This is a genomic window from Sphingobacterium sp. UBA7038, assembly GCF_002494055.1.
Lineage (GTDB): Bacteria > Bacteroidota > Bacteroidia > Sphingobacteriales > Sphingobacteriaceae > Sphingobacterium > Sphingobacterium multivorum.
Map to the genome: position 1 here is coordinate 97,071 of NZ_DLAV01000013.1, position 26,818 is coordinate 123,888.

21 protein-coding genes are annotated in these 26,818 nt (G+C 39.8%); 11 read left to right on the top strand and 10 right to left on the bottom strand.

The features are described 5' to 3' along the window. Position 1: 1 nt before the first annotated feature. Positions 2-1,906, bottom strand: coding sequence for a type I restriction-modification enzyme R subunit C-terminal domain-containing protein (locus tag B3H30_RS07470; RefSeq protein ID WP_286775158.1), 1,905 nt, complete (start codon positions 1,904-1,906; stop codon positions 2-4). Positions 1,907-1,949: 43 nt separating this feature from the next. Here B3H30_RS07470 and B3H30_RS07475 point away from each other — a divergent pair, with 43 nt between their 5' ends. Further along, the gene (locus tag B3H30_RS07475) at positions 1,950-2,198 is read left to right on the top strand and encodes a hypothetical protein (RefSeq protein ID WP_286775157.1); all 249 of its coding nucleotides are present in this window, start codon (positions 1,950-1,952) and stop codon (positions 2,196-2,198) included. A gap of 122 nt (positions 2,199-2,320) precedes the next feature. Here the strand turns inward: B3H30_RS07475 and B3H30_RS07480 are convergent, their stop codons facing one another. Beyond that, positions 2,321-3,043: a 3-ketoacyl-ACP reductase gene (locus tag B3H30_RS07480; RefSeq protein ID WP_070570201.1), complete on the bottom strand. Its 723-nt coding sequence runs from the start codon at positions 3,041-3,043 to the stop codon at positions 2,321-2,323. 97 nt (positions 3,044-3,140) lie between these two features. Here B3H30_RS07480 and B3H30_RS07485 point away from each other — a divergent pair, with 97 nt between their 5' ends. After that, positions 3,141-3,818, top strand: a complete 678-nt coding sequence (locus B3H30_RS07485) for an IclR family transcriptional regulator (RefSeq protein WP_286833835.1) — start codon at positions 3,141-3,143, stop codon at positions 3,816-3,818. Positions 3,819-4,080: 262 nt separating this feature from the next. Here the strand turns inward: B3H30_RS07485 and B3H30_RS07490 are convergent, their stop codons facing one another. Continuing rightward, complete coding sequence (locus B3H30_RS07490) at positions 4,081-5,811, bottom strand: M23 family metallopeptidase (protein WP_254667770.1); 1,731 nt, start codon at positions 5,809-5,811, stop codon at positions 4,081-4,083. An 11-nt stretch (positions 5,812-5,822) separates the two neighbouring features. After that, entirely contained in the window at positions 5,823-6,434 is a 612-nt protein-coding gene (locus tag B3H30_RS07495) for a fumarylacetoacetate hydrolase family protein (RefSeq protein ID WP_070570197.1), read from the bottom strand. A gap of 496 nt (positions 6,435-6,930) precedes the next feature. Between B3H30_RS07495 and B3H30_RS07500 the strand changes: the two genes are divergently transcribed. From B3H30_RS07500 to B3H30_RS07535, 8 genes are all read left to right on the top strand, one after another. Beyond that, the gene (locus B3H30_RS07500; protein ID WP_070570195.1) at positions 6,931-7,566 is read left to right on the top strand and encodes a DUF6266 family protein; all 636 of its coding nucleotides are present in this window, start codon (positions 6,931-6,933) and stop codon (positions 7,564-7,566) included. Between the two features lie 36 nt (positions 7,567-7,602). Then, positions 7,603-8,262: an HAD family hydrolase gene (locus tag B3H30_RS07505; protein ID WP_070570193.1), complete on the top strand. Its 660-nt coding sequence runs from the start codon at positions 7,603-7,605 to the stop codon at positions 8,260-8,262. Positions 8,263-8,349: 87 nt separating this feature from the next. After that, positions 8,350-8,838, top strand: a complete 489-nt coding sequence (locus B3H30_RS07510; RefSeq protein WP_070570191.1) for a gluconate 2-dehydrogenase subunit 3 family protein — start codon at positions 8,350-8,352, stop codon at positions 8,836-8,838. A gap of 7 nt (positions 8,839-8,845) precedes the next feature. Beyond that, positions 8,846-10,561, top strand: coding sequence for a GMC oxidoreductase (locus B3H30_RS07515; protein ID WP_070570188.1), 1,716 nt, complete (start codon positions 8,846-8,848; stop codon positions 10,559-10,561). 570 nt (positions 10,562-11,131) lie between these two features. Beyond that, positions 11,132-14,176, top strand: coding sequence for a SusC/RagA family TonB-linked outer membrane protein (locus B3H30_RS07520; protein WP_286709712.1), 3,045 nt, complete (start codon positions 11,132-11,134; stop codon positions 14,174-14,176). 12 nt (positions 14,177-14,188) lie between these two features. Further along, positions 14,189-15,820, top strand: coding sequence for a RagB/SusD family nutrient uptake outer membrane protein (locus tag B3H30_RS07525; protein ID WP_088163117.1), 1,632 nt, complete (start codon positions 14,189-14,191; stop codon positions 15,818-15,820). Between the two features lie 55 nt (positions 15,821-15,875). Then, positions 15,876-17,042 carry a glycoside hydrolase family 76 protein gene (locus B3H30_RS07530; protein ID WP_115046519.1) on the top strand — a complete coding sequence of 389 codons (1,167 nt, stop codon included), beginning with the start codon at positions 15,876-15,878 and terminating at the stop codon, positions 17,040-17,042. A 144-nt stretch (positions 17,043-17,186) separates the two neighbouring features. Continuing rightward, positions 17,187-17,459, top strand: coding sequence for an alkaline phosphatase (locus tag B3H30_RS07535; protein WP_070570183.1), 273 nt, complete (start codon positions 17,187-17,189; stop codon positions 17,457-17,459). A gap of 198 nt (positions 17,460-17,657) precedes the next feature. Here B3H30_RS07535 and nrdF read toward each other — a convergent pair whose 3' ends face one another. The 4 genes from nrdF to B3H30_RS07555 form a co-directional block, all read right to left on the bottom strand. Then, positions 17,658-18,644, bottom strand: coding sequence for a class 1b ribonucleoside-diphosphate reductase subunit beta (gene nrdF / locus B3H30_RS07540; protein WP_070570180.1), 987 nt, complete (start codon positions 18,642-18,644; stop codon positions 17,658-17,660). A 132-nt stretch (positions 18,645-18,776) separates the two neighbouring features. Continuing rightward, positions 18,777-20,882 carry a class 1b ribonucleoside-diphosphate reductase subunit alpha gene (nrdE, locus tag B3H30_RS07545; RefSeq protein ID WP_070570178.1) on the bottom strand — a complete coding sequence of 702 codons (2,106 nt, stop codon included), beginning with the start codon at positions 20,880-20,882 and terminating at the stop codon, positions 18,777-18,779. Continuing rightward, positions 20,842-21,249: a class Ib ribonucleoside-diphosphate reductase assembly flavoprotein NrdI gene (gene nrdI / locus B3H30_RS07550; protein ID WP_083296125.1), complete on the bottom strand. Its 408-nt coding sequence runs from the start codon at positions 21,247-21,249 to the stop codon at positions 20,842-20,844. The genes nrdE and nrdI overlap by 41 nt, the downstream gene beginning before the upstream one ends. Before the next feature lie 34 nt (positions 21,250-21,283). Continuing rightward, positions 21,284-21,517 carry a thioredoxin family protein gene (locus B3H30_RS07555; protein ID WP_046673718.1) on the bottom strand — a complete coding sequence of 78 codons (234 nt, stop codon included), beginning with the start codon at positions 21,515-21,517 and terminating at the stop codon, positions 21,284-21,286. Positions 21,518-21,978: 461 nt separating this feature from the next. Here B3H30_RS07555 and B3H30_RS07560 point away from each other — a divergent pair, with 461 nt between their 5' ends. Continuing rightward, positions 21,979-24,381, top strand: coding sequence for a S9 family peptidase (locus B3H30_RS07560; protein WP_070570176.1), 2,403 nt, complete (start codon positions 21,979-21,981; stop codon positions 24,379-24,381). 343 nt (positions 24,382-24,724) lie between these two features. Here B3H30_RS07560 and B3H30_RS07565 read toward each other — a convergent pair whose 3' ends face one another. Together B3H30_RS07565 and ilvA are read right to left on the bottom strand one after the other, a co-directional pair. After that, complete coding sequence (locus B3H30_RS07565; protein WP_070570172.1) at positions 24,725-25,240, bottom strand: DUF2911 domain-containing protein; 516 nt, start codon at positions 25,238-25,240, stop codon at positions 24,725-24,727. A 251-nt stretch (positions 25,241-25,491) separates the two neighbouring features. Next, on the bottom strand, positions 25,492-26,739 hold the full coding sequence (gene ilvA, locus B3H30_RS07570) for a threonine ammonia-lyase IlvA (RefSeq protein WP_070570170.1): 1,248 nt from the start codon (positions 26,737-26,739) through the stop codon (positions 25,492-25,494). Positions 26,740-26,818 lie beyond the last annotated feature (79 nt).

Genomic DNA, 26,818 nt, shown 5'->3' on the forward strand with positions numbered 1-26,818 from the left:
TCTAGGCCCCGATATCTGCATTTTGGTTAACTTGCTTGATTAAGCTCATGAGTTTGACAACATTGTTTTCGTCAAATAATCCGATAACCCCGCTGTCATCTAGCTCCGTAAAAGGAGGTTCCATGAGATCGGCGGTTTCTAGATAACCGTTGGTTACGAAATAACGTATTACAGTGTCCATAAACTTGATCTGCTTGGCCGAAAGGTTAGCTTCGCCAATAAAATTTGTGAAATGAGCCTGTATAGCCTCTTGATCCAAGCCGATAATGGACCGAATAAAAGTTCCTAGCGGCTGATCACCAAATTCTTTTATAAACTCTTCCTTGGACCCCAGTGCCTCCGCTACGAGGTATTGTTCTAACTGCTGTAATTCGAAAGCATTGATCGGTTGATTTTTATGCAATTTGTCGATCACAAGATGATGCTTATTCTTTTTGATAAAGGCGGTTACTCGATCTTTATAACTTTGTAGATTTTTAAAATTTGCGATAATATCATACCCGATAATTTCTTCCTTTAAAAGATTATCATCAAGCTTTGTATAAATAGGTTTAATGTTATTCTCCTCTTTGAGCAAGTGTATTAGATCTCGAATTTCCTTTCGTAGATTTTCAATTTTTGATACTGATGCATCTTGCCAAAAATCTATGGAGGCCATCTCTCTTATGACGATTTCTTTAGCAGCGACAGCAGGTACATTTCGCTTTTTTAATAGTCTCTTTCCTATATCCATAAAGTTCTGGATAAGGACGGTCTGCCGCGGAGATTTATTAATCATTGCTCCTTGCAGTTTATAACTATTTAGATCGAATCGTTTAGCCATTTCATCTATGTCTTCAGTGTAAGGAATAAGATGAGACAGTTCCGTTTCTATAGCAATGATAGCAGATTTATTGAGGTTGTCCCACTTGCTTCTATCTGCAAATTGATGCACTACAGCGAGATGCTTTCTGACCTCATACCGAGCTGTATCCAGCTGCGCTACTTTGGCATGTAGTTGATTGATATATTCCTTTGCTAAAGCTAAATCTTGGTTATTGGCATCCATATTCTCCTGAATAAGGTTAGCAACATGTAATTGTTCCAGAAACAACAGTTGACTTAAAGGTCTTTGGGTATTTGTTTGATAACCGTCCGGATTCTCCTGAAAGAACTCAAGGTTTCGGCAGTAGTCAAATAGTAGGAAGAATTTTTTATCCTCATGGGGTCCAAATAAATCACGACGTAAACGAGTACCCCTTCCTACCATTTGCCAAAACTTAGCATATGATTTTACCGGTTTAAAAAATATGAGATTCAGTACGCTAGGTGCATCGACTCCTGTATCCATCATATCGACCGAAATAGCAATCTGAGGTTCTAGTTCTTCTTTGTCATAACAGAACTTTTCAAGTAAATCTTGCGCTTTGTCATTGTAATTGTCAATGACCCGGCAAAAGTTGCCTCCATATTCGGGATAGTTTTTGTTAAATCGCTCTTCGATAAAAACAGCATGACGATGGTTTCTGGCAAAAATAATCGTTTTGCCGACCTTATCGCCAGAAGCTACTTTTAACCCATTATTCATGAGGTGATCCAAAACAAGATCTACTGTAGGTTCATTAAATAAAAAAGAATTAATCTGAGACGCTCCAACTTCAAATTCCTGAAGGGCTTCATCAGATACCGCGGTCAATCCCAACTTTTCCTCTAATTCGGCCTTATCCTCATCGCTTAAATCTTTGTATTTCACGCCATCCCTTACCATCTGTACAGGGACAGCATACGAGCGTGGCGGTACTAAAAAGCCGTCGTTTACGGCAGTATCTAATTCGTAGGCAAAAGTGGGTATATCATCCTCTAATTGAAAAAATGAATACGTATTTTTATCAAGATTTTTTTTGGGTGTAGCCGTTAACCCAATCAATAAACCATCAAAGTAATCGAAGATAGATTGGTATTTTTGATAAATGGAGCATTTAAATTTAGTGCTACAGCAACCGCCAACCTTACACCAATTGGTAGAACAGTTGACCGCAAAAAACACGCTGACTAACAAGGAACGGCTGATGCATCAACTCAAAGACTCACCCCAGAAACGCTACGAAGATTTTGTATCAAATTACCCCAATATCTACAATCGCATTCCGCTTTATATGATCGCTTCTTACCTAGGTATTTCAAGAAAAACACTGACAAGGGTTAGGGGCGGGAAATAATTAGTCACTTTATCACCATCTACACTCCTGATAAAAAGGTTTATCAAAATAATGATGATAAAAAAGGCTAAATTAACCGTAGTTCAGTTAGCCTCTTCTTACAACGTTGACAATAAAAAACCTTATGGATTGGTAGACCACAAACTGAATTCTTTTACAAAAGCACGTTTTGGCAATTTCAGATGGTGTACGACTAGGGTCGCCAAATCTTCCGGCTGTAATACTTTTTCTTCGTTTCCATCGGTGAAGTTGGCGTTCACCGTCATATCTGTGGCAATGGTACTCGGGTTGATGGTCGATACACGAATGTTGGACTTGCGGCCTTCTTGCATCACACTCTCGGTAAGATTGATCACCGCTGCTTTTGATGCTCCGTAGGCACTCATTTTTGCAGAACCTTTCAAACCTGAGGTAGATGCTATGTTAATGATATCACCACCATTGTTTTTGACCATTTCCGGGAATACCTCGTGGATCATATAATACGTTCCAAATACATTTATTTTGAAAGATTGCTCCCATTGCTCAACTGGCAATTCGTTGATACCTCCTACAGCCAAAACTCCGGCACTATTGATAAGAATATCAATAGTTTCAAAAGTTTCCAAAATACTTTTTACCGTGTCTTGTACACCTGTATAATCTGAGACATCCAAGGCATAAGTTTGCACTTTTACATCGCTGTTAATGGCACTGATTTCAGCAGCTACCCGTAGCAAATCTTTTTCTGTACGACCTGCCAGAGCGATATTGACCCCTTCTTTTGCCAATTCCAAAGCCATCGCTTTACCTAACCCCTTACCAGCACCTGTGATAAGGGCATTCTTATTTTTTAAATCTTGCATATTTCTATTTTATATATCGCAAAATTCTGTTTTTATTTTATTATAAACGACTATTGAGTATTAAAATGTAAATTTGTTCCGTAATAATGAACAAAACATGATACAGTCGCTCGAGAAGCTATTTCTCATTATGGATTATATGGTACAAAACGGTAATCGGGTGCGTATACAAGATATTGCATCAGGTTTGGATATGAAAAAATCTACGGTACATAATTTTGTTAAAACCTTGGTGCATATGGGCTATGCAGATCAAGAGGAACTTTCTACCCGATATTACCTCACAGGCAAAATGCATCACCTCATCCCAACGGAATATTCTACCGCTACACTGAAAACAGACTATCGTCCTATCGTAGAAAAAATAACCGAACTCACCGGTGAAACCGCTTATCTAACCATACAGCTAGGATCCTATATGCGGCACGAACTAAAAAGCGATCCCAAACGCTCTGTACGTATAAGTCTAGAAGTAGGTAAAGAAATGGATGTAATGAATTCGGCTTTGGGTAATGTTTTTATGGCACATTCACCGAGTTTGACCAAACAATTAATGGTTAATCTCATCGAGCCAGAACAAATCAAATTGCAAAAGCAACTCGATAATGTAATAGAAAAAGGCTATGCTGAAGATTATGAACGTTTGGAAAAAGAGATGAATTGCGTAGCGGTACCAATTTATAGTAATAATAAATTATTGGCAGCAATTGGTATTTCAGGCCCATCGTATCGTTTTGGAACTAAAGAAATGCAACAGGGAATACAGATCATTTAATCATTATTAAAGAATAAGGTATCTTAATCTACACGATAATCGTTCTATAGCGTGTAGATGGAATGCATCATGCTTATTGTACTGTGACAATTAAAAATGTAACATTGATTATTGTTGAGTAAAGGAAAAGAGTCCTCGCCAATTCCAGGACTCTTTTCCTTTACTCATTTTATCATTTCCCTTTTGTTTGAACCAAAATTCGAAAATTGCAATTAATGTAGCAGATCAGGTCGGACAAATGTTGTAAGTTTGAAATTAGCTATTAACGCGATGTGGAGAATGAAGCCTCGTAGACCTTCAAATTCCCTTTGTTGTCTTTCACTTCAAGTTTAAAGTCGTGTCTGCCACTGCTGAGTTCCGGTTCGAAGTCATGCCAGATATGTCTTGTTTTAGGGTCATATTTCATTAAAGCCCATTTCCCGTCAATATAAGCGTCAAAAGTAGCTATACCCGATAGATTGTCACTGATGGTAAAATCGATGGAGCGTTGATTGGAAACATTCTTGCCGTCGGTAAGGTTACGCGCAGTGATATTTGGTGCAATGGTATCGACAGCGATGTAAAAACCACCAAATTCGCGTACGTTGGCTACCACCCAGCCGTTCTCATATTGACCACCTTGTGCTCCGCCATCAGAAGAAACAATCAAGGCTTTGTCATAAAGATTTTCAGACAAGCTGTAGTCTGGTTTGATCATGAGCTTGTAATATCCGAACACCGGTGTATAAGCGTTGTGGATATAGTGCATTGCCGAGTAGCCTTTTGCAGGTTTTGCTCCCTGCGAATAATTGAAGTAAAGGTCGTCATACAATATATTTTTGCTCATATAAACCCGAGCATTCTCCGCTTCATATTTGTTTTCATCGGCATAGTGAAACATTTTAAGCCCCTTCGCATTTGGGCGGCTGATGGAAAGTGAAGGGTTATTCTGCACCTTAAAATTCAATTCGCTCGTATTCCCTTGAACATCCTTGACCACATATTTTACCTCATGGACCTCATTGTCTTTCAACGTTATTTTACCGAGGTTATCCAAGTTTTTGAAGATGTTGATCGGATTGTTAGGATCTTTGAAGCTCTTTTGCACGCGTACCCCTGACTTTTTTAAATAAGGGTAGTCTACGTAGGACTGTATCGCACGGGTCTGATCAAAAGGAATGGATTCGAACAGTACCGTGCTGATGTTTTTATTGTCCAAAAATAGTTCAATCGAATACACACCATATGTAAAAGAGATGCCTCTCCGTTTATCAACCGTGTTGATTCCCAACCCAAAGGTACCATTCACAGAGATAGGGGCGTTTGTTGCTAAACTATAATTGCCGCTACCAACAGATCTGATGGTTTGATGCCTGCGGGGCGTATTTTCATCAAACAGTTCGGAACCCAAATCGTAGACCGTCATACCGCGGATAATCGGTTTTACACCGTCTGGAAACAACAGGCCAAACAATTGCGGATTGAGCGGCAATTGTGCTTTTGTATCCCGGATTTCAAAATGAAGATGTGGACCTGCAGACCCGCCTGTATTGCCCGAATTTGCAATAAACTCACCTTTTCTTACAAGTACTTGGTTGGGTTTGAGAAATATATCGACATCAAAACGTTTTTGCTTGTACTGCTCATCTTTGATGATTTTCGCAAGATCAGAATTGAAACTTTCGAGGTGCATGTACACCGAGGTGTAACCATTGGGATGATCAATGTAAACATAATTACCACCACCACCTATCTGTACCCTGACGCGGGATACAAAACCTTCCGCCGCTGCATGCACAGGAATATTGATGCGTTGTTGTGTCCGGTAATCGTCTCCACCATGGAAATGCGTTGCGCGCAATTCGCCGAACGATCCTGAAGCCTGCGGCGCTAGGTCCATGGGCCGTACAAAATAATTTTGTGGATAATTGCGGCTTTTGATAATATCTTGTCCCTTACTTAGACCTGCCATGCAGGCCAGCAGGGAGAGCATTGCTGTCGTTTTTTTTATCATGCTATTCCCAGCTATTTAATTTTACAGCTAAACATCTTCTGTTCGCCAATGAAACCTTCCAATAAATCGCCGATGGCTACAGATCCGACACCAACTGGAGTTCCGGTGTAAATGAGGTCACCTTTGCGTAGGGTAATAAATTTGGAGGTATATACAATCAGATCTTCGTAGGAGAAAATCATGTCCTTGGTATTTCCCTGCTGAACTTTTTGCCCATTTTGCTGCAGGGAGAAATCAATCGAATTTACTTCCGCAAATTCTTCTTTAGGAATCAGGTTGCTGATCACTGCAGAATGGTCAAATGCTTTTGCCAATTCCCAGGGAAGGCTTTTTGCTTTTAATTCTTGCTGCACGTCCCTTGCGGTAAAGTCAATCCCTAGGCCGATAGCATCGAAATAGGTTGATGCAAATTTTGGTGTCACATGTTTTCCTTCCTTACAGACCCGGAGGACAACTTCGGTTTCGAACTGAATGTTTTTGGAGAATTCGGGGTAATAGAAATCTTTGTTATCCTTTAAGACCGCTGTATCGGGTTTTAAAAATATAATGGGATTCTCTGGGACTGGATTATTGAGCTCTTTCGCGTGGTCGATGTAATTGCGACCGATTGCAATTATTTTCATGATATAAATTTTTAAGGCAATGAAGCTTTCAGATTTCTTGCGAACTCATGAGCTCGGTTTTCATCGCGTGTACATTTGAGGCGCTATTAGAAAGTACTATATGCTATTTGTGAATTACCTACACTTGGCCGGAATGCGCTATGCTAACGAACGTCATGTGAGGAACGATATGGTTATCTTCTAAAAACTTATCGTGCATCCATACTCGGTATACTTTAGTTTTCGTTTACCACAACAAACTTAATAAATGTCCAAAGCTTATCCAAAATTGGAGAAAAACAACTACATGCGTAATTTAGATCAAAGTATATATTTATATAGGTTTTAGTTAGGTTTTGTTTAGGTTTTAGTTAGGTATAGTATAGGTTATAGCTAACTAAAACCTATAGTATACCTAATCTAATACTAGTTCATACCTAATTTAATTCAAACATTAATACAGATCGATTGTTAAGAGATCATTGTTAAGATGATAATTAAACAAAAAAATTAAAATATGGCTATAATAGAAGATGGGCCCAATGGTGGCTTTCGAGGTAAAGTTGGTTCGATATATGGATACAATCGTATGGGGCAATGGATTATTCGCGGAGCAAGGAGAAAAAACAGTAAACCTCCGACTGAAGCTCAGCGATTACATCGTCAAAAAATGAAAGCTATCGGAAAATTTTGTGCGGAGAACAAAGCAGTTTTTGATTTTGGCTATGGGCTAAAAAAAGAAAATGGATCTAAATATGGTGCATTTCAGCTCGCGCAAAAACATGTTTTCAATGATGTACTGGCTTTTGATGCCGATCATAATCCTGTTGTGAATTTTGAAAATTTGAATGTGTTTGTGGGGGATCTAATACCGCCCACGGGTACTAAGGTAAGTGTGAATGAAGGTCGTATATTTTTGGAATGGATACCAAACCCAGCGTATGATGATGAAATTTATAAGTTAAATCTAGCATTTGTTAGCTTAAATGATTTCTGTTCCTTAAAACCAGCAGTTGCATCTGCTAGGGATGGCCAATGTTTTGTGGACGTACCGGTTGAATTAAGCAAAAAAGCTGATTATCATGTCTACATCGGTTTTTGGGATACGTATCATGGTGCATTCTCAAATTCTACCTATTGTGGCGTCATTTAATAGGATTTTTCCACCTACTTGTGTATCTTTAACACTATGAATAAAATACAGGCGGTATTGTTCGATCTGGACGGTACGTTAATTGATTCGGAATATTTCTATTTCAAAAACTGGGCACCTATATTAAAACAGGAATTTAACCTTCAGATCAACTATGAAGATTGGATTCGCGATTTTGCTGGACATACTTTAGCACATAATGTCAAGCGTCTTACCGAGGACTATGGCTACGACGTGACGGAAGAACATATGTGGAAGCGTACACGTGCGGCTTATGCCGATTCTAACATGAGCGATATTGAATTGATGCCTGGAGCACGAGAAATTTTAGCTTTTTTGAAAGCAGAAGATATCCGTATTGGGCTTGTGACCTCGAGTTATAGAAGCACAGTCGATACTGTTTTGGGCAAGCACGAGCTTTTGGATTATTTTGAGTTTTTTGTCACGCGTGAGTGTGTGGAGCTGCCAAAACCCAATCCGGAACCTTATCGTTTGGCATTGACACATCTGGGTCTACCAGCCGACCGCTGTGTGGCTATTGAGGATACGTCAACAGGAAGTACATCGGCATTGGGAGCAGGGACGCAGTTGATTGCAGTTACGAAGCAAGAGGTAGAACGTGCTAGACTAACAGCTGTTGATAACATTGTGGAAAACTTATCTGAGGCGAAAGCCCTGTTGGCGCAATGGATTTGAGGGTTGTAAAATAATTTAATCGTTTTAGCATTTGTATTTTTATTCGGATATATGTAATATTACCGACTTGTAAAGGGAACTCTGATTATGAACCGTAGAACCGCAATAAAGCAATTTTTCATTATCGCTGGCGGACTGACAATTTTGTCGTCCTGTCTGAATGATGGAGGTGCATCAATTGTATTAAATAAGCTGAAGATTTCGGCGGAAGATGAGCAATTTTTGGGCGATCTGGCTAACATCCTGATTCCGAAATCGGATACACCGGGAGGAAAGGATCTGAACCTACATCTTTTCGTCATCAAAATGGTGGATGACTGTGAGTCGCCAGAAAATCAGGCTAAATTTGTCGCTGGTTTCAACAAATTGAGAAAACAGTTGAATTTAAAAAATAACAAAGAGACTGAGACCACTTTGGCGGGGTTAAAAGACCAAACCGACGAGAAGGCTTTTTTTGAGACCTTCAAATCGCGTGCAATTCAGGGGTATATGAACTCAGAATACGTGATGAAGAATAAGGTGATCTATAAACTTATTCCGGGTCCGTACAATGGTGCGGTAAAAGTTAAGGCATAAATAGCACATGGCAAATCTAAATATTGACAGTGAAAAAAACAGAACCTACGATGCGATCGTGATCGGTTCGGGAATTAGTGGCGGTTGGTCCGCAAAAGAGTTGTGCGAGAAGGGCTTGAAAACATTGGTTTTGGAACGCGGACGTGATGTGCAACATATCAAGGATTACCCAACCACCAATATGATGCCTTGGGAGTTTGAACATCGGAATGAAATGCCTTTCAAAGTAAAAGAAGAAAATCCGATTGTCAGCAAATGTTATGCATTCCATGAAGATGCAGCCCATTTTTTTGTAAAAGACAAGGAACACCCTTATATTCAAGAGAAACCTTTTGACTGGATCAGAGGCTATCAAGTTGGCGGCAAGTCGTTATTATGGGCGAGACAGACGCAACGTTGGTCTGACTTTGATTTCGAAGGGCCAGCGAGAGATGGTTTTGCCGTAGATTGGCCGATACGTTATGCTGATTTAGCACCTTGGTATGCTTATGTCGAAAAATTTGCTGGGATTGCAGGTAATCACGATGGACTTCCTGAATTGCCTGACGGTGAGTTTTTGCCAGGGTACCCCTTAAATATTGTCGAGAAGTATTTTAAAGAAAGCGTCCAAAAGAAATTTCCGGAGCGCAAAGTGATTTCAGCACGTTGTGCACACCTATCAAAACCAAATCAGATTCACATCGAACAAGGACGTGTACAGTGTCAGAATCGCGTACTTTGTCAGCGAGGATGTCCTTTTGGTGGATATTTCAGTTCCAATGCAACGACAATTCCTTGGGCGGCCAAAACCGGAAATATGACGCTACGTCCATTTTCGGTTGTTCATTCGATTCTCTATGATGAACAAAAGGGAAAGGCAGTGGGTGTACGTGTTATTGATACCAATACAAAAGAGGAAATTGATTTTTATGCCAAACTGATTTTTGTCAATGCGGCTGCAATCAATACGAATTTGATCTTATTGAATTCTAAATCGAACCGTTTTCCAAATGGTTTGGGTAATGATAGTGGTGTGCTCGGAAAATATGTTGCCTTTCACAACTATAGTGCACGCATTTATGCAGAGTATGAAGGGATGTTGGATTTTACGGCCGAAGGGCGGAATCCCGCAGGTGGAGGCTATATTCCACGTTTCAGAAACTTGCACAAACAGGAAACGGACTTTTTAAGGGGCTATGCTGCCGGTTTCGGAGCTTCGCGTAGTAAAGAGTCGGATCGTTCGGGTTTAGGGCTAGATCTGAAGAACAATTTGTTGAATCCTAAATTAGGTGTTTGGCAGGTTGGATCTCACATGATGGGTGAAACGATACCAAAAGAATCAGGAATGGTTTCATTGGATAGCAGTAAGAAAGATGACTGGGGTATTCCATTGTTAAAAATTGCTGTCGATTATGATGAGAATGATGAAAAAATGAAAAAGGATTACATCGCTGTCATGACGGAGATGTTTACGGATGCTGGCTTCACAAACATTCGCCCGGATTCACACTGGCAGGCTCCAGGTTTGGATATCCATGAAATGGGCGGTGCACGTATGGGGCACGACCCGAAAACTTCGGTATTGAATAAATGGAATCAGATGCATGCTGTGAAAAACGTTTTTGTCACAGACGGTGCAAGTATGACCTCGACATCAACACAAAATCCTTCATTGACCTATATGGCATTTTCGGCACGATCTGTCGATTATGCGATTAGCGAGATGAAGAAAGGAAATATTTAGTTTACCGGGGAAAGGTTTTGAAAATAAATCTTTCCTCTGTAAAATTAAAGTGCTATCTTTCCACCCGAATAGCACGTTAAAACCAAGAAAGAATAACCAAAAAGGAAAACAATAACGAATAAACAATTAATGAACCAATAAGTAATCAAAAAAAAGCAATTAAAAAACCAAAATAGGAAACCAAAAAATTTTACAACAAAAGCAAAAGCGATTTAGCAGACTTTATTGCAGATTCTATGCGGCAATAATACCATAGACATTTGAACCCAAACGTTTTCTGTTAAGTGAAAGCAATGGAATATAGCAGGCAATTTTAAGAAAGCAGATCGATTTTAAAACGATTAATTAAGGGAAACTAAATTAAACTAGACGTTCTAAGTATCTTTTTGCTAAAACGTTTTTATAAACCAAATCACTATTATAAATAATTAATAGACTGCCAGATTTAATCTATTACGATAGAGATGGGGATCAGGTATTCGTATTAATTATTGAAGATGATACTAATTAAACATGACCGTTTAAGCTTATCAAAGTTAAAACGTTTTATAAACCAAAATCACTAATTATATGAGCAGAATCGATTTAGAATCATTTGCCCGCTTAACGAAAAATACCAAGCTGTTTTTTTCGTTGGCTATTATCGCAGGGACGATACATCAGGCAAATGCGCATGTCATCGCCAAGAGGGAAGATCCAAAAGAGACCTTTACCCATAAGGTCGCTAAGTTTCAGGATTTAATTAAAGGAAAGGTACAGGATGCGAAGACTGGAGAAGGGGTCTCCGGTGTTTCGGTTACCGTCAAGGGATCAGTAAAAGGTACAACATCGGATGGTCAGGGTAATTTTGCCCTGCAAGCCAAGATAGGAGATGTCCTTGTCGTTTCGTCTATTGGTTATCGAACAAACGAAGTCAAAGTAATAGGAAATGCCCCGATTGATATTCGACTATCCGCGACAGAAGACCAATTGGAGGAGGTTATTGTTGTCGGTTATGGTACGCAAAAGAAAAGTGAAGTGACTTCAGCAGTGGCCTCTGTAAAAGAAAAGGATTTCAATCAAGGTGGTATGCGCAACCCAATGGATCTGGTGCAAGGTAAAGTTGCCGGGCTAAATGTGACGAGAACCCAGGGCAGTAATCCAAATGCTGGTTCAGATATCCAATTGCGGGGTATGGCCTCCATGAAAGGCGGAAACTCCCCGCTGATTGTCATTGATGGCATTCCTGGTGGAAATCTAGATTTGATCAAGCAAGGAGATATTGAATCCATAGACGTGTTAAAGGACGGATCTGCAGCGGCTATTTATGGGACGCGGGGTAATGGTGGTGTAATTTTAGTAACCACTAAAAAAGGCAAATCTGGAGAGCCGCGATTTGAATATTATACCTATGGTCAACATGAGTCTGTCGCAAAGAAACCTTCGATGCTGAGTGCGCAGCAATTTAGAGATTATGTGGTCAACGGACAGAATAAACCTGATCTTGACCTTGGCGCTTCAACAGATTTGTATGACGAATTGATCAATAAAGGTAATTTCTCAACATTCCATAATTTTGTTGCCAGCGGTGGTGGCGATAAATCCAACTACCGTGCTTCAATTAACTATGAAAATGCCGAAGGCATTGCTAAACAGAATGGACGTCAGCAATTTGGCGGTCGTGTCAATTTTTCGCAAACTGGATTAAAAGATCGATTGACTTTCTCCGGTAATATTGCTGCCAATTTCAATAAAGCAGATCTTTTGGGTGGAAAAACGGAATATTTCGAACAGGCAATCCAGCGTAATCCAACTGCTCCACTATACAATCCCGATGGAAGTTTTTACCAAACCCAGGGTTATAATAATTTTAATCCGCTGGATCGTATGGCCAACCGTGTAGATCAACGCAATCAGGAAACTTTTTCGGGAGACGCACGTATGAAACTCAAGATTATAGAACCATTGAGCATCTCAGCCTTCGGATCCTATCTTAGAAATAATTGGAACGATCGTCAATATCGTTCGATAAAAGATTGGGACCAACGCCAAAATTCTGAGTATCAGGGTATGGGCTATGCTTGGAAAAGAAATGAGTTGAATTGGTCCAAGACCTTTGAAACAACAATTGATTACAACCAGACATTCAACGACAAGCATAATATAACGGGTTTACTCGGTTACAGTTTTCAATATAATGGTTATGAGCGGTTTGAGATGTCCAATAATGGTTTTACAACAGACGCTTTTCAAGATTGGGACATGGGAAGTGGTACGGCTCTGACAAATACCAAATTGCCAAGACCATCGATGGGCTCATTTAAGGAAGACAATAAATTGATTGCTTTTTTTGGACGGGTAAATTATAATTATGACCAAAAGTATTTTGTGAGTGCAATTCTTCGCCGAGAGGGATCTTCGCGATTTGGTGCTAATCATAAATGGGGTAATTTCCCTGCCATTTCTGCGGGATGGACCATTACAAACGAAGACTTTTTCTCCAATAAAGAGCTTGTCAACAATCTGAAGCTCCGTGTGGGGTATGGGGTAACCGGTAATCAGGGCTTCCCAAATTACAATTCGTTGATCTTGTTGGGAACAGGTGGGGTATATCCGCAGGATGGCATCTATTATCAAACGTATGGACCGACACAGAACCCCAATCCCGACTTAAAATGGGAACAAAAAGCCGAATTGAATATCGGGCTCGATTTTGGTTTGTGGAATAACCGACTAACAGGGTCTCTAGATGTCTATAATCGTAAAACCAAAGATTTATTATACCAATATAAGGCGCAACAGCCAGCCTATGTGAGTACAAACATTTGGTACAATGTAGGCGAGGTTTCGAATAAAGGTGTTGAGTTGCAATTGTCTGGAGTTCCAATTCAAAAAGAAGATTTTAAATGGACGGTGGATTTTGCGGGAAGTTATCAAAAGAATAAACTCGTTACCATGTCCAATGATATCTTTAAGAGTAATTGGATGACTTTTGGCGGTCTGCCCTCTCCAGGTAATCTCGGAGATGCCATTCGTCTTGAAGAAGGCGGTGAAATTGGTTCCTTCTATGGAAAACGTTATGCGGGTCTGAATGATGCTGGAGAATGGCTCTTCTATAAAGCTGACGGCTCCAAGGCTACCATTGCGGATATAAATGATAATGATCGCGCCTATATTGGAAATGGTGTTCCCAAATTCAATGCGTCGCTAGGTAACCGGTTTGCCTATAAGGGCTTCGATCTGACCGTATTTTTCAGAGGGAAATTTAAGTATGATATTTTAAATACAGCGGATATGTTCTTTGGTAATCAAAAATGGTTGCCTAATAATGTTTTCGAAAGTGCTTTTACTAAACATGCCGACCTTAAACAGGATCCACAGTATTCGGATTACTACCTTGAGAATGGAAGTTTTGTGAAACTGGATAATATTACATTGGGATATAACTTTAAACTAAAGACTGATTATATCAAAAGTCTATATGTATATGCGACAGGGAGAAATATCGCAACCATGACCAAATATACGGGGATTGATCCAGAGTTGCAGGATACAGGTTTTGAAGCAGGGATTGATTCGCGCAGTTTCTATCCAAGAACAAGATCTTGGACAATTGGTTTAAATGTTGGATTTTAAAATAGTAAGGTTATGAAAAAAACAAATAAATATTTATTCGCCATCCTGAGCACTGTTACCTTAGGTATCTCTTTTAGTTCCTGCACCAAGTTGGATGAGACAGTGTATAGTAAGATCAAGGATGATAATTTTTATAAGAATAAACGGGAGGTTATGCAAGCTGCGCTCCGCCCTTTTACACATATGCAGGCCTGGCTTGCACCTACAGGTGGAAATGGCTTTTATTATCATTCCGAATTAAGTGCCGATCAGGTGGCCTGGCCGCAAAAGGGACGCCATGGATATGACGGTGGAGACCATATCCGGCAGCACTATCATACCTGGACAAGCAATGAAAGCCGAATGCGTGGGGCCTGGGAGTTGATGTGGGGCGGCGTTGGCTATGTCAATAATGCTATTCAGGATATTGAGAAATTGGATATCGCTAAAATTGCGGATCTGACAGAGGATGAACGCACGCAAATACTTGTGCAATTAAAAGTAATGCGGGCATTTCACTACATTAAGATAATGGATCTTTGGGGCAACGTTCCTATTGTGACAAAGGTAGCCGATCCTATTAACCCCGAAACCAAACCGAGAACAGAGGTTTTTGCATTTGTGCAGAAGGAGCTGGAAGAAAATGTGGATAAGTTGCCTAAAACCTCGGCCAGTAATATCGGTCAGGTATCTATGGCTGCGGGTTATGCCATGCTGGCTGAACTCTATCTCAATGCCGAAAAATGGTCGGGTAAGGCAATGAATGATGAATGTATCGCTGCTTGTGATAAGATTATTTCCGGACAGGCTGGCGGCATTGGAGGGGCTCCCAAATTGAGCCCTGATTTGAATGCATTGTTCAGTAATACCAATTCGGCGAATCCGGAATCCTTATTTCAATTTCAATATAGCAGACAGGCGGGGTTTACATTCGATTGGTCGGGATTCTATATGAGTTATGACTATATGAAGGAAGTGCTCAAAGTTGGTTACGGTGGATGGAATGCATTTGTTGTTATCCCTACCGCATTTAATGCCTATGCTGAAAATGACTTGCGGAAGAAAGAATGGTTTTTGTTTGGACCACAATATAAATACGGCACCACTACACCTGTATTGGGAACGGAAGAGTATTCAGGTAAACCGCTGGTGTTTGTCAATTCGATCCGCCGAGAAAGCGAAGGTGATAAAACTTCAGAAGGTGGTATGACAAAAGGAGAAGAGAATTCTGGAGCTCGATTTAATAAATATAAATCAGGTACCTTGGACGATGCCAACTACTGGGAGAATGATTATATTATTTATCGTTTAACGGAGATCTATTTCGATAAAGCTGAAGCACTTATGCGTAAGAATGGTGGAAAAGCCAGTAGTGAGGCTGTGGAGTTGGTCAATGAATCCAGAAAAAGAGCATTTAGTAAGGCTGACTGGCCTATGGCGCAGTATACTGTCGCTACATTGACGCTGGATGAATTACTGGCGGAACGGGGACGTGAATTTATTTTTGAAGGAAAGCGCCGGACAGATCTAATCCGATTCGGAAAATATATATCCGGATCTTGGTGGGATCATAAAGCTACGAACGATAAGAATAAAGAACTATATGCGGTACCGATGGATCAATTGGCAATCAATCCCAATTTAAAACAAAACCCTGGTTATTAATGTTCAGGAATAGTAGATGCCGTATAGGTATCTACTATTCTTTTACCTAAAACACATGAAAAGATATTTTACGTTGTTTCTTTTGAACTTTATTGGTGTAACCTTATTTGCACAGAAAAATAATTTTCAGAACTATGCTATCCAAACTTTAGATAGCATCTATAGCAAGTTTGGAAATACCAAGAATCAGCTCTTGGCTGAAAAATATCCCTTTGATGAAAACTTTAAAGCTGATTATCTGGATAATAATCAACAGGCAGCGCAGCAAAAGAAATATGCTTATCTATGGCCTTTCTCGGGTAGTTTCTCGGCTGTAAATGCCTTGATGGAATTGCCAAAAACAAAAAAGGCATTTCAGTTCATACTTGACAAAAAAGTCCTGGTTGGGCTACAGGAATATAGGGATGAAAGTCGGTCGCCGGTTGGTTATGCTTCTTATTTAAATACAGCTCCTCCCTCGGATCGTTTTTATGACGATAATATCTGGTTGGGTATCGATTTTACCGATAGCTATATCCATACAAAAAAAATAAATTACCTGTCTTCGGCCAAAGAGATCTGGAATTTTGTAAAGAGTGGGGAGGATGATAAACTCGGCGGTGGCATTTATTGGTGTGAACAGAAAAAGGAATCTAAAAATACCTGTTCGAATGCACCAGCAAGTGTATTTGCACTTAAGTTATTTATGGCAACCAATGATAGGTCCTATCTGCAAGAAGGGGAACGTCTTTATGAATGGACAAAAAGAAATCTTCAGGATCCCGAAGATAAGTTATACTGGGACAATATGCAGCTCAATGGAAAGATTGGAAAAGCTAAGTTTTCGTACAACGCCGGACAAATGTTGCAGGCAGCAGCCCTGCTTTATAAGTTAACGAAAAATAAACGGTACCTTGAGGATGCACAACAGCTGGCTGAGGCCTGTCTAGGCTATTTTTTCGAAACGGATGCGAAATTGAATTTCCCAAAATTGAAAAATAGCAATTTGTGGTTTCATGCCGTAATGATGCGTGGTTACATCGAGCTCGCTGCGGTGAATGGCGACCAAAGGTATCTCACCGTTTTTGCGAAAAATCTTGAATTTGCCTGGCAGCATATGCGCGATCAAGCAGGGCTTTTCAGTCCAGACTGGACCCTGAAGGATCAGCATAAATCGAAATGGCTGCTCGATCAGTGTGCTTTTGTCGAAATGTACGCACGGTTGGCAAAAGCTGGGTATTAAAATCGATGTAAAACGGTATAAGGTTAAGACGCTGAAAATAATTTTTCAGCGTCTTTTTTTTGTTCTGTAACATATTGGTTAGAGAGATTAAATAATGTTTACTTAACATAATAGATGCTGTAAAATTTCTATTTGAACACCACCGTGGATATCATAAAAAAGGAGAAACCGACGATTACTTTTGTGCATTTCGACCAACCTGATGGCGTAGGCCATAATATCGGGCATAATACACCGGAATACTATGCCGAACTAAAACAGGTCGACAGACGTATTGGTACCTTGCAGCAAGCTGTAAAAGATGGGGGAATAGCAGACGAAACAATTTTTGTTATTGTTGCGGATCATGGTGGTACCGGAAAAGGACACGGTGGTAAATCGCTGGCCGAGGTGGAGATTTCTTGGGTAATGACCTGACCAGGTGTGCCAAAAGGAAAAGAAATCAAGGAAACTTTGATGATTTATGATATCGCGCCTACGTTAACTTGGTTGCTTGGTGCACCGCTTGATGCCGCTTGGCGCGGACAGGCAATCAAAGCATTCCAACAATAGTTGTTTCCCGTCAAACAAAAAGCCCCAAANNTTTGGGGCTTTTTGTTTGACGAATCGTCAATATTATATATCTACGACCACATCCATTTTGAAGTCGTCATCTTTTAGATGGACAATTTCCGTTGCTTTTTCGTAGTTAGTTGATTTCTTGGAGAAGAAGTCATGTTGTGTCGTTTCAGTATTCAAACCATTCAATACGATTGGGTTGACTTGTTTTACTTCGAAGATCGGATCAAAGCCCAAATTCATCAATGCTTTGTTGGCATTATAGCGAACATATTCTTTTACTTCAGCTGTCAAACCAACTTCAGTATAGATCTCTTCTGTATATTTCAGCTCATTTTCATACAAATTGTAAAGCAAGGCCAAGAAACGAGCTTTTACCTGATCTTGATTTTTTAATTTTTTGAATTGATCTTGGGCTATTAATCCAACGAATACACCGTGAATGGATTCGTCTGCGATAATTTTCTTAATGATATCGGCAGAAGCAACCATTTCACCTTGTCCACATAACCATAATGGCAAGAAGAATCCTGAATAAAATAAGAATGACTCCAATAATACAGATGCAGCCATCGCCATATAAATCTCCTCGTCCGAAGCATCTTCTTTATCGATTGCGCGGTAGTAACCATCAATCGTTTCTGCTTTGTATTGAAGATATTTATTTTGTTGAACCCATTCGAAAATGTCGTTTATTTCGGCGGTTGTAGAAACTGTCGTGAAAATAGTGGAATACGATTTTGCGTGGATAGCTTCCATCATACACATATAGGACAATACAGCTTTATTCTGTAATGTATCGATATGATCGATGATTTTAGGCATACCTGTGTGGCTTTGAAGGGTATCCAATAAGGTTAATCCTCCTAAAGCTTTTTTATACGCATCTTTCATTTCTGGGCTGATACGTTTCCAGCTATCGATATCTTTTGAAGGAATGTATTCCGTATCGATCCAGAATTGACGGATATTTTGTTCCCAGAACATCAATACATAATCGTTCTCAGGGGTATTCCAGTTGACAGCTTTATATGTTTTACTCATTTTTAGTTTAAAGTATTAGGCATTTATTATCACGTATTTGGATTGTTGATTTTAGATAAGCCAAAAGCCGCCAATGGCGTAGGCAACTTTTGACTTTCTCCCATTATATATCCAAATACTAAAATCTCAAAATTAAGCTGAACAAGAGACACATTCGTCGATGGTCGATTTTCTTGTCCGTGTATAATAAAGGGATTTCAACCCCAATTTATGTGCATAGATATAATATCTAGACAAATCTCTTGTCGAATCCTTTGAGTTTGTATGCAAAATTGTAGATACACCTTGATCAATATGGCGTTGGATAACCGAGATCAATTTTAAGACCTTGAATTGATCCATATCATAAGCCGATTTGAAATAGAAATAATTATCGTTTGTCAAGTATGGCATTGGATAGTAAGTTGTACTATCTCCATACTCACGTACCTCAATGATATCGACGATTGGCATAACTGATGCGGTTGCATTCATGATATACGAAGTCGATTGATTTGGAGCAATAGCCAAGCGGTAAGCATGATAAATACCATGTTCTTTGATTTTCGCTTTTAATTCCAACCAATCTTCGACTGTTGGAATATGTATTCCTTCAAATAACTCCGTTACCTTAGCTGTTTTAGGCATGTAATCGCGGTTTATGTAATTGTTGAAATACGTACCATCGGCATAGGCTGATTTTTCAAATCCAACAAATGTTTTACCACGTTCTTTGGCAATTTCCATCGATGCTTCCAATGAATAATAGTTCATCATCATAAAGAAAGTATTGGCAAAATCCAGTGCTTCGTTAGATTCATACATGATGAAGCTTTTTGCAAGGTAACCATGGAGGTTCATTGCACCTAGCCCTACAGAATGCAACTCGCGGTTTGCTTTTGCAATAGATGGAACCATATCGATATTGGTCACGTCTGTAACGACAGTCAAAGCGCGCATAGCCGTTTTTACGGTCTCTTTGATACGTTTGTTGTCCATTACAGTCGCGATATTTAAGGAGCCTAAGTTACAGGAGATACCATAACGGATCGTGTCCTGTTTGCCATAGATCTCAATATCGGATACTTGAGATACTTGCATGATTTCAGTACACAAGTTCGAGAATTTCACTTGACCGATTTCATTCAATGCATGGACACGGTTGGTGTTCTCTTTGAAGAAAATATAAGGATATCCTGATTCTTTTTGTGTCTGAGCAATTTTAACTAAAAGGTGACGAGCATTGATTTTTTTCTTTTTCACGTTTGGATTCGTGATCAATTCGTCGTACATTTTGTCCATATCCATCTCATCCAAGAATTGTCCATACTCTTGCATCACCGTATGTGGGTAGATCAAATAGCATGGTTCATCTTTTTCTGCCAATTCCATGAATTTATCGGGAACGATGATACCGATCGACAATGATTTGATACGTACTTTCTCGTCAACGTTGATTTTTTTACAATCTAAAAATTCTTCGATGTCAGAGTGGAAAATATTGAGGTATACTGCACCAGCACCCGGACGTTGTCCCAACTGGTTAGCATATGAGAATGTATCTTCCATAATCTTCATGATTGGAAGTACACCGCCGGCACGGCCTTCAACACCTTTGATAGCTTCTCCGCGAGCACGGATTTTAGAGATATTGAACGATACACCACCGCCGATAGAAGACAACTTCATGGCGGAATCAACAGCGTAACCGATACCATTTAAGTTGTCGCCGATTTCATCCAAGAAACAAGATACCAATTCACCCGAGCGTTTCTTTCCTGCATTCAAGAATGTAGGGGTCGCTGGCTGATATTCTTGATTGATCATGATTTCTGCGTACTCAATTGCTTTTTGAACACCCTCTTCTCTTGCTAAGAACAAGGAAACAGCAACTACACGGTCTTCATAACGCTCTAAAAACTTCTCGCCAGAGTCATCACGTAAAGCGTAGCTCTGGAAGAATTTGAATGCCGCCATAAAAGATTCGAAACGGAATTTTTTCGCATAGACATAGTTGAATACCGTTTCCATTTCTTCAAATGTAAACCATTGGTAAAAGTCAATATAATAGTTGTTTTCTACCAAATAGTCTATTTTTTCTTTTAATGTATAAAAGAACACGGTGTTCTTATTTACATATTCCAAGAAATATGCACGAACCGCTTCCTTATCTTTATGTAAGCTGAATTCGTCATCATGCTTAATCATGATTTCATTATTAAGCAATATCCAGTTTTTTGCTACTTCGTTTGCTACCATCGCAAAAGTTCTTTAAGATGTCAATAAATTGATTAATATCTTCCATTGTTCCGGACAGTTCAAATTTGAACGCCAGTGGAATGTCGAAATCCTGTGAAATGCGATCAGCTGCTAGACCAAAATTCGGTCCCCAGTTGCGGTTGCCACTGGAAGTAACAGAATAGATATTTTTAGCTTCGCGTTTCATGAATTCTTTTGTGTTTTCGGGCACTTGTCCAAAATTTGTGGTGAAAGTGACCAAATGACCAGGGGCTTTTACCGTTAAATCGGCGGTGATCTTATGGATTTGCCAACCCGTTATCTGCGCTACTTTATCCATAAAACGTTGTACGTTCCCCGTTCTGGAATCATAATAAATGTGTATCATGTCACTGTTTAATTTTAATGATACGCTGAATTTATTAAAGTGCAATGGCAGCCAATTCCTCTGGTTTAAAGCCAATGATACGGTGTTGAATCTCTTCATTTTCCAACACAATTACCGTAGGAACTGTGCGGATTTTGAATCTTGCGGCCAAGTCTGGTTCATCAAAAGGATTAACCGTTTCATATTGGATACCTTTTTGATCCAAATAAGCCGATACTTGCGCACAAGGAGCACAATCGTTTTTCTCAAATTTGATAATTCTTGCCATGTTTACTTGTTTATTTTTTTATTCCAATCTTTATAGAAAAACTCGGTACGAAGTTAATGGTATCAATTTTAATCGGGGAGACCAGATTGAAGGTTAATCTAGCCATTAAAAATAGACAATTCGTCAAAAAGAAAAGTCTGTGTTTCGATACTTAAAAACTTCGTTGAGTTGCCAATTCTTTCATTAGCTTAACAAATATCTTATATTTTCTTTCGATGCGGTAGTTTGACTTTTCCACATTTTGGGCAAAAGTTTGTCAGAGAATGCGTTTGCTGCAGATTAGTGTTTGTAAGTTGTTGTTTTTCTGTGTTTTATAAATGTGGATAACTTTAAATTCGTAATTTTTACCACTATTTTACAAATGATTTAAGTTTAATTTTACTGTCATAAAAAAGCTACAAAACTTGCTTTTTTATGAAATTTTTATTATCTTATTTTGCCCTAATTTGAAAAATAAATTTATGAAGAAACTATTCTATGGTCTCTTGCTTCTAACGTCGCTACAGACGCAAGCGCAGGAAAACATTACCTTTCAAAAACCCTCTACTGAAATTTTGGCCTTAGCCGATTATGTGCGCCCCCCTCAGATAAAAATTTCTAGCGATAGAAATTGGATGTTATTTACGTTCCGGTCTACGTATAAAAGCCTGGCAGACTTAGGCCAGGAAGAAATGAAACTGGCGGGATTGCGGATTAATCCAAAGACCAACATGGAAAGTTCGACAATCTTTTTCGATAAGATTGCCTTGAAAAAAATAGGACAAAATATGGAATTTTCCGACTTCACGGGAATGCCCGAAAAAGCGGCGATGGCCAATTTTGTGTTCTCTCCAGACAATAAGCGTTTGGCATTTAGCAATACAAATGAAAGCGGAACTGCCTTATTTGTCATTGATCTTGCAACGCGAAATGTCAAACAGTTGACTGCTTACAATTTGAACGGAACATTGACAGCACCATTTCAGTGGCTGAGAAATTCTTCCGGTTTAATAATAACAAGTCTGCCAAAGGATAGGGCGGCACTGTTGGATCCTTCAAAAGATTTGCCGACAGGACCTATTGTCTCAACAAGTGATGGGAAGGTATCCCAATTGAGGACATACCAAGACCTGCTTAAAAATCCGCAGGATGAAGTGAATTTTGAAACATTGGTACAATCCAACCTTGAACTTGTAGATCTGGACGGCAAGATTTCTTCCTTTAAAGATAAAGCCATTTATACAGGGATCAGCTTCTCACCGGATGGAGAATATGTGATGGTCACGACCATTACAAAACCTTATTCCTACGTAGTTCCGGTTTCGTCTTTTCCACAGCAGGTTCGAATTTATGATCGGTCGGGCAAGGAAATAGCGCTGGTGAATGAGACCCCCTTGACAGAGGTAATGCCGAAAGGTTTTTCGTCGACACGATCGGGAAAACGGGCCTGGCATTGGCGGAGTGATCAGCCAGCTACGTTGGCTTATGTAGAAGCCTTGGATGGCGGGGATGCGAACAAACCTGCGGAGTTTCGTGATGCCTTATATACTTTATCTTACCCTTACAATGGTGCGGGAAAGCTTATTTTTAAAATCAAAGACCGTTATGCTGGTGTAACATGGGGGAATGATAAATATGCATTGATCAATTCGCAATGGTATGATACGAGAAATGCAAAAACTTTTGTGGTGAATCCTTCCTCGGGAGAATCTAAACTATTGCATGACCGGAACAGTCAGGACGTCTATAATGATCCGGGAGATGTGTATATGGAAAAAAATAGTTTAGGCACTTATTCGATGTATATAGATAAGGATAAAGCGTTGTTTGTAGGTAAGGGTTTTACTAAAAATGGCGAGTTTCCTTTTGTGGATGAGCTTGATCTGCATTCATTGAAGAAAAAACGCATCTACACTGCTCCAGCATCTGAAATGCAAGAACGTATCGCCCAACTCGTGAACCCTAAAACTGGTGATCTGTTGATTTCGCTTCAGTCAGCATCGTTTTATCCGAATTATTTCATGAAAAATATGAAATCGGGGAAACAGGTGACGCTCACCACGTTGGAAAACCCGTTTAAATCGTTGGAAAAAGTTCATAAAGAGATTTTAAAATACAAGCGCAAGGATGGAGTCGAACTTTCTGGAACATTATATTTACCTGCCGGTTATGATTTTACGAAGAAAGAGAAGTTGCCTCTGCTAATGTGGGCTTATCCACGGGAATATAAGGACAAGAATACAGCCGGACAAAGCACGGCCAATCCGAAGGAGTTTACCTTCCCAAGTTATGGCTCTTTTATCTACTGGGTATCGAAGGGCTATGCTGTATTGGATAATGCGGCCTTCCCTATTGTTGGAGAGGGAACAAAAGAACCGAATGATACCTTTATTGAGCAACTTGTGGCAAATGCCGAAGCTGCAATTGATGCGGTAGATCATTTGGGTTATATCGATCGGAAAAAAGTTGCTGTGGGTGGGCATTCCTATGGTGCGTTTATGACAGCACATCTGTTGTCCAATTCAAAATTGTTTGCCGCAGGAATTGCGCGTTCTGGAGCATACAATCGGACCTTAACACCATTTGGTTTTCAGAGTGAACAACGAAACTTCTGGGATGATCCAACCTTGTATATGACCATGTCTCCATTTGTGAGTGCTGATCGGATGAAAACCCCACTTTTGTTGGTTCACGGCGGAGCCGATAATAATCCCGGAACATTCACCCTGCAGACGGAACGCTATTTCCAGGCCCTGAAAAATTTGGGAGCTCCCGTGCGTATGGTCATTTTACCACGCGAAGCTCATGGATATGTCGCCAAAGAAAATATCTTCCATTTACTTTGGGAGCAGGATCAATTTTTGGAAAAATACCTTAAAAAATAACCGGTCGATTAACCAGAAGCAATAGTGTTAAGGTGTACAAGGATTCAATGTAAAAGAAGGTGTCTAAAAAGTAAAAACAAACCCTCTGAGAATTGAATATTTGAAAAGTACCTGTATAGGGATTCGGTAAAAATTCCATATAAAAGGGGCTATCCCCCTTTGGACTGCCCCTTTTATATTGAATGAAGTATTTGTTTTATTGATTTGTGTTTTTTTTACTAAAGTATCAATAGAATCAATCGTTTGGTTTATCGCGAAATGCAACGAGTTCATTGGTCTGAATAAACCTTGCGCTTCCATTTATACAATGGTAGACTTGCGTAATCATAAATAAGTTTTTTTGCTATTTACTCACTTTAACCGTAAATGGAACGACATACTGTCCCCACTCCAAAGAAATAGTTCCTTGCGGAGTAGCGTTGATCTTAAATTGTTCCTGTGAGGTACTTGCAGTAGCGTTGCTTACGGAAACGCGGAGCGCATCTTCGTTGGCATCATATTTTGTTCCCCACTGATTCCACACTTTATTAAACATAATTGTTGTTTCGTGTTCCCCAGGGATGCTGTAAAGGCCATATTTACCAGCAGCTAATTTCTTGCCTTCAACCAATACATCTTTATTAAATTCGATGGTGGTCGCTTCATTTGCTCCAGTACGCCATACAATACCGATAGGGGCGATATCAACACCAAGCTGACGACCTTTCAATGAAGGGCGGCTATAATTAATGTCAATCGTGACACCATCGGTGGTGGTTACCTTAGTGTTGTCTGGAGGACTTGGGCGTTTACTTTTGTCGGTCTGAGCAAAAGTAAGTTGACCTATTAAGGTCAGAATCGTTAAAATTAGTACTCTCATTTTTCGTATAGTATTGATTAAACAATTAAACTTAGATAAATTACTTTTTATATGCAATATGCCTTTGGTCAAATAAAAATAATTTATCGCTCTCTCCTAAGCTATTGAATATCTTTTAATAACGGAAATATACGATTTTTTAGGTTATGGAATTGTTCGTTTTTTTGAAGGCTTTGAGTGGGATATTTTGGTTATATAAACGAGAAAAGCCAGTGATTCATATCCTGGCTTTTCTCGTTTATACCTATTATTTATACAAGATATTCAAATAGTGTCTGGTCTTTATTGATTTCAATGACATCAAACTTATATTCTTTCATGCGTTCAATCAGTGTTTCGTAATCCTCAGGCTTGTTGAGCTCAATGCCGACTAGCGCTGGACCTCTTTCGCGTTCTGTTTTTTTGATAAACTCAAAACGGGTAATATCATCCTTAGGCCCCAATACTTCGGAAACGAAGAGTTTTAAGGCGCCTGGACGTTGTGGGAAACGAACGATAAAATAATGCTTGTACCCTTCGTAAAGTAGAGACAATTCTTTGATTTCACTCATGCGGTCGATATCGTTGTTTCCACCGGATATGATGCAGACGACTTTCTTACCTTTAATTTCATCTTTGTGAAATTCAAGAGCGGCCACGGATAGAGCGCCTGCAGGCTCAACGACAATTGCATCCTTATTGTACAGCTCTAGGATACAGGTACAGATCTTTCCTTCGGGAATAGAGCGTGTATCATCCAACAATTGTTTGGCAATTTCAAATGTCGTTGCACCGATTTTTTTAACAGCTGCCCCATCAACAAATTTGTTGATATGCTCGAGCTCGATCGGTGCGCCGTGAGTCAAGGCCGCTTGCATGGAGGGGGCTCCTTCGGGTTCAACACCATAGCATTTGATTGCGTTGTTTTTACTTTTTAGGTAATAGCTCGCTCCCGCGGCAAGTCCACCGCCACCAATTGGGATAAATATGGCGTCCATATCGGGAAGATCTTGTAAAGCTTCAACGGCTACAGTACCCTGTCCTTCCACAACTTTGAGATCATCAAATGGCGGAATGAAAGTCATGCCATGCTCTGCTGTATAAGCCAGCGCTGCTTTTTGGCAGTCATCAAAAGTGTCTCCGGTCAAGATAATTTCTACATTGCCGTTACCCCACATTTCCGTTTGTGAAATCTTTTGGCGTGGTGTCGGCCCCGGCATAAATATCACGCCTTTGATGTCGAGTTTATTGCAGGAGAAAGCAACGCCCTGAGCGTGGTTGCCTGCGCTGGCACATACAACGCCACGTTGTCGCTCTTCCGCTGTTAAGGAAATAATTTTATTGTAGGCACCGCGTAATTTATAGGAACGTACGACTTGTAAATCTTCCCGTTTGAGATAGACTTCAGCGCCATATTTTTCGGATAGATGCCGATTATATTGAAGCGGTGTTCTGTTGACCACAGACTTGATGCGGTCAAGTGTAGCTTCTGAATTGATGTTTAAGGTTGATAGATTCATTGTTAGATGATTGCCTAGTTAAGGTAGCAAATAAAACGCAGATATTCGCTGTTATATGAGAGATTCTACCTATACAGTA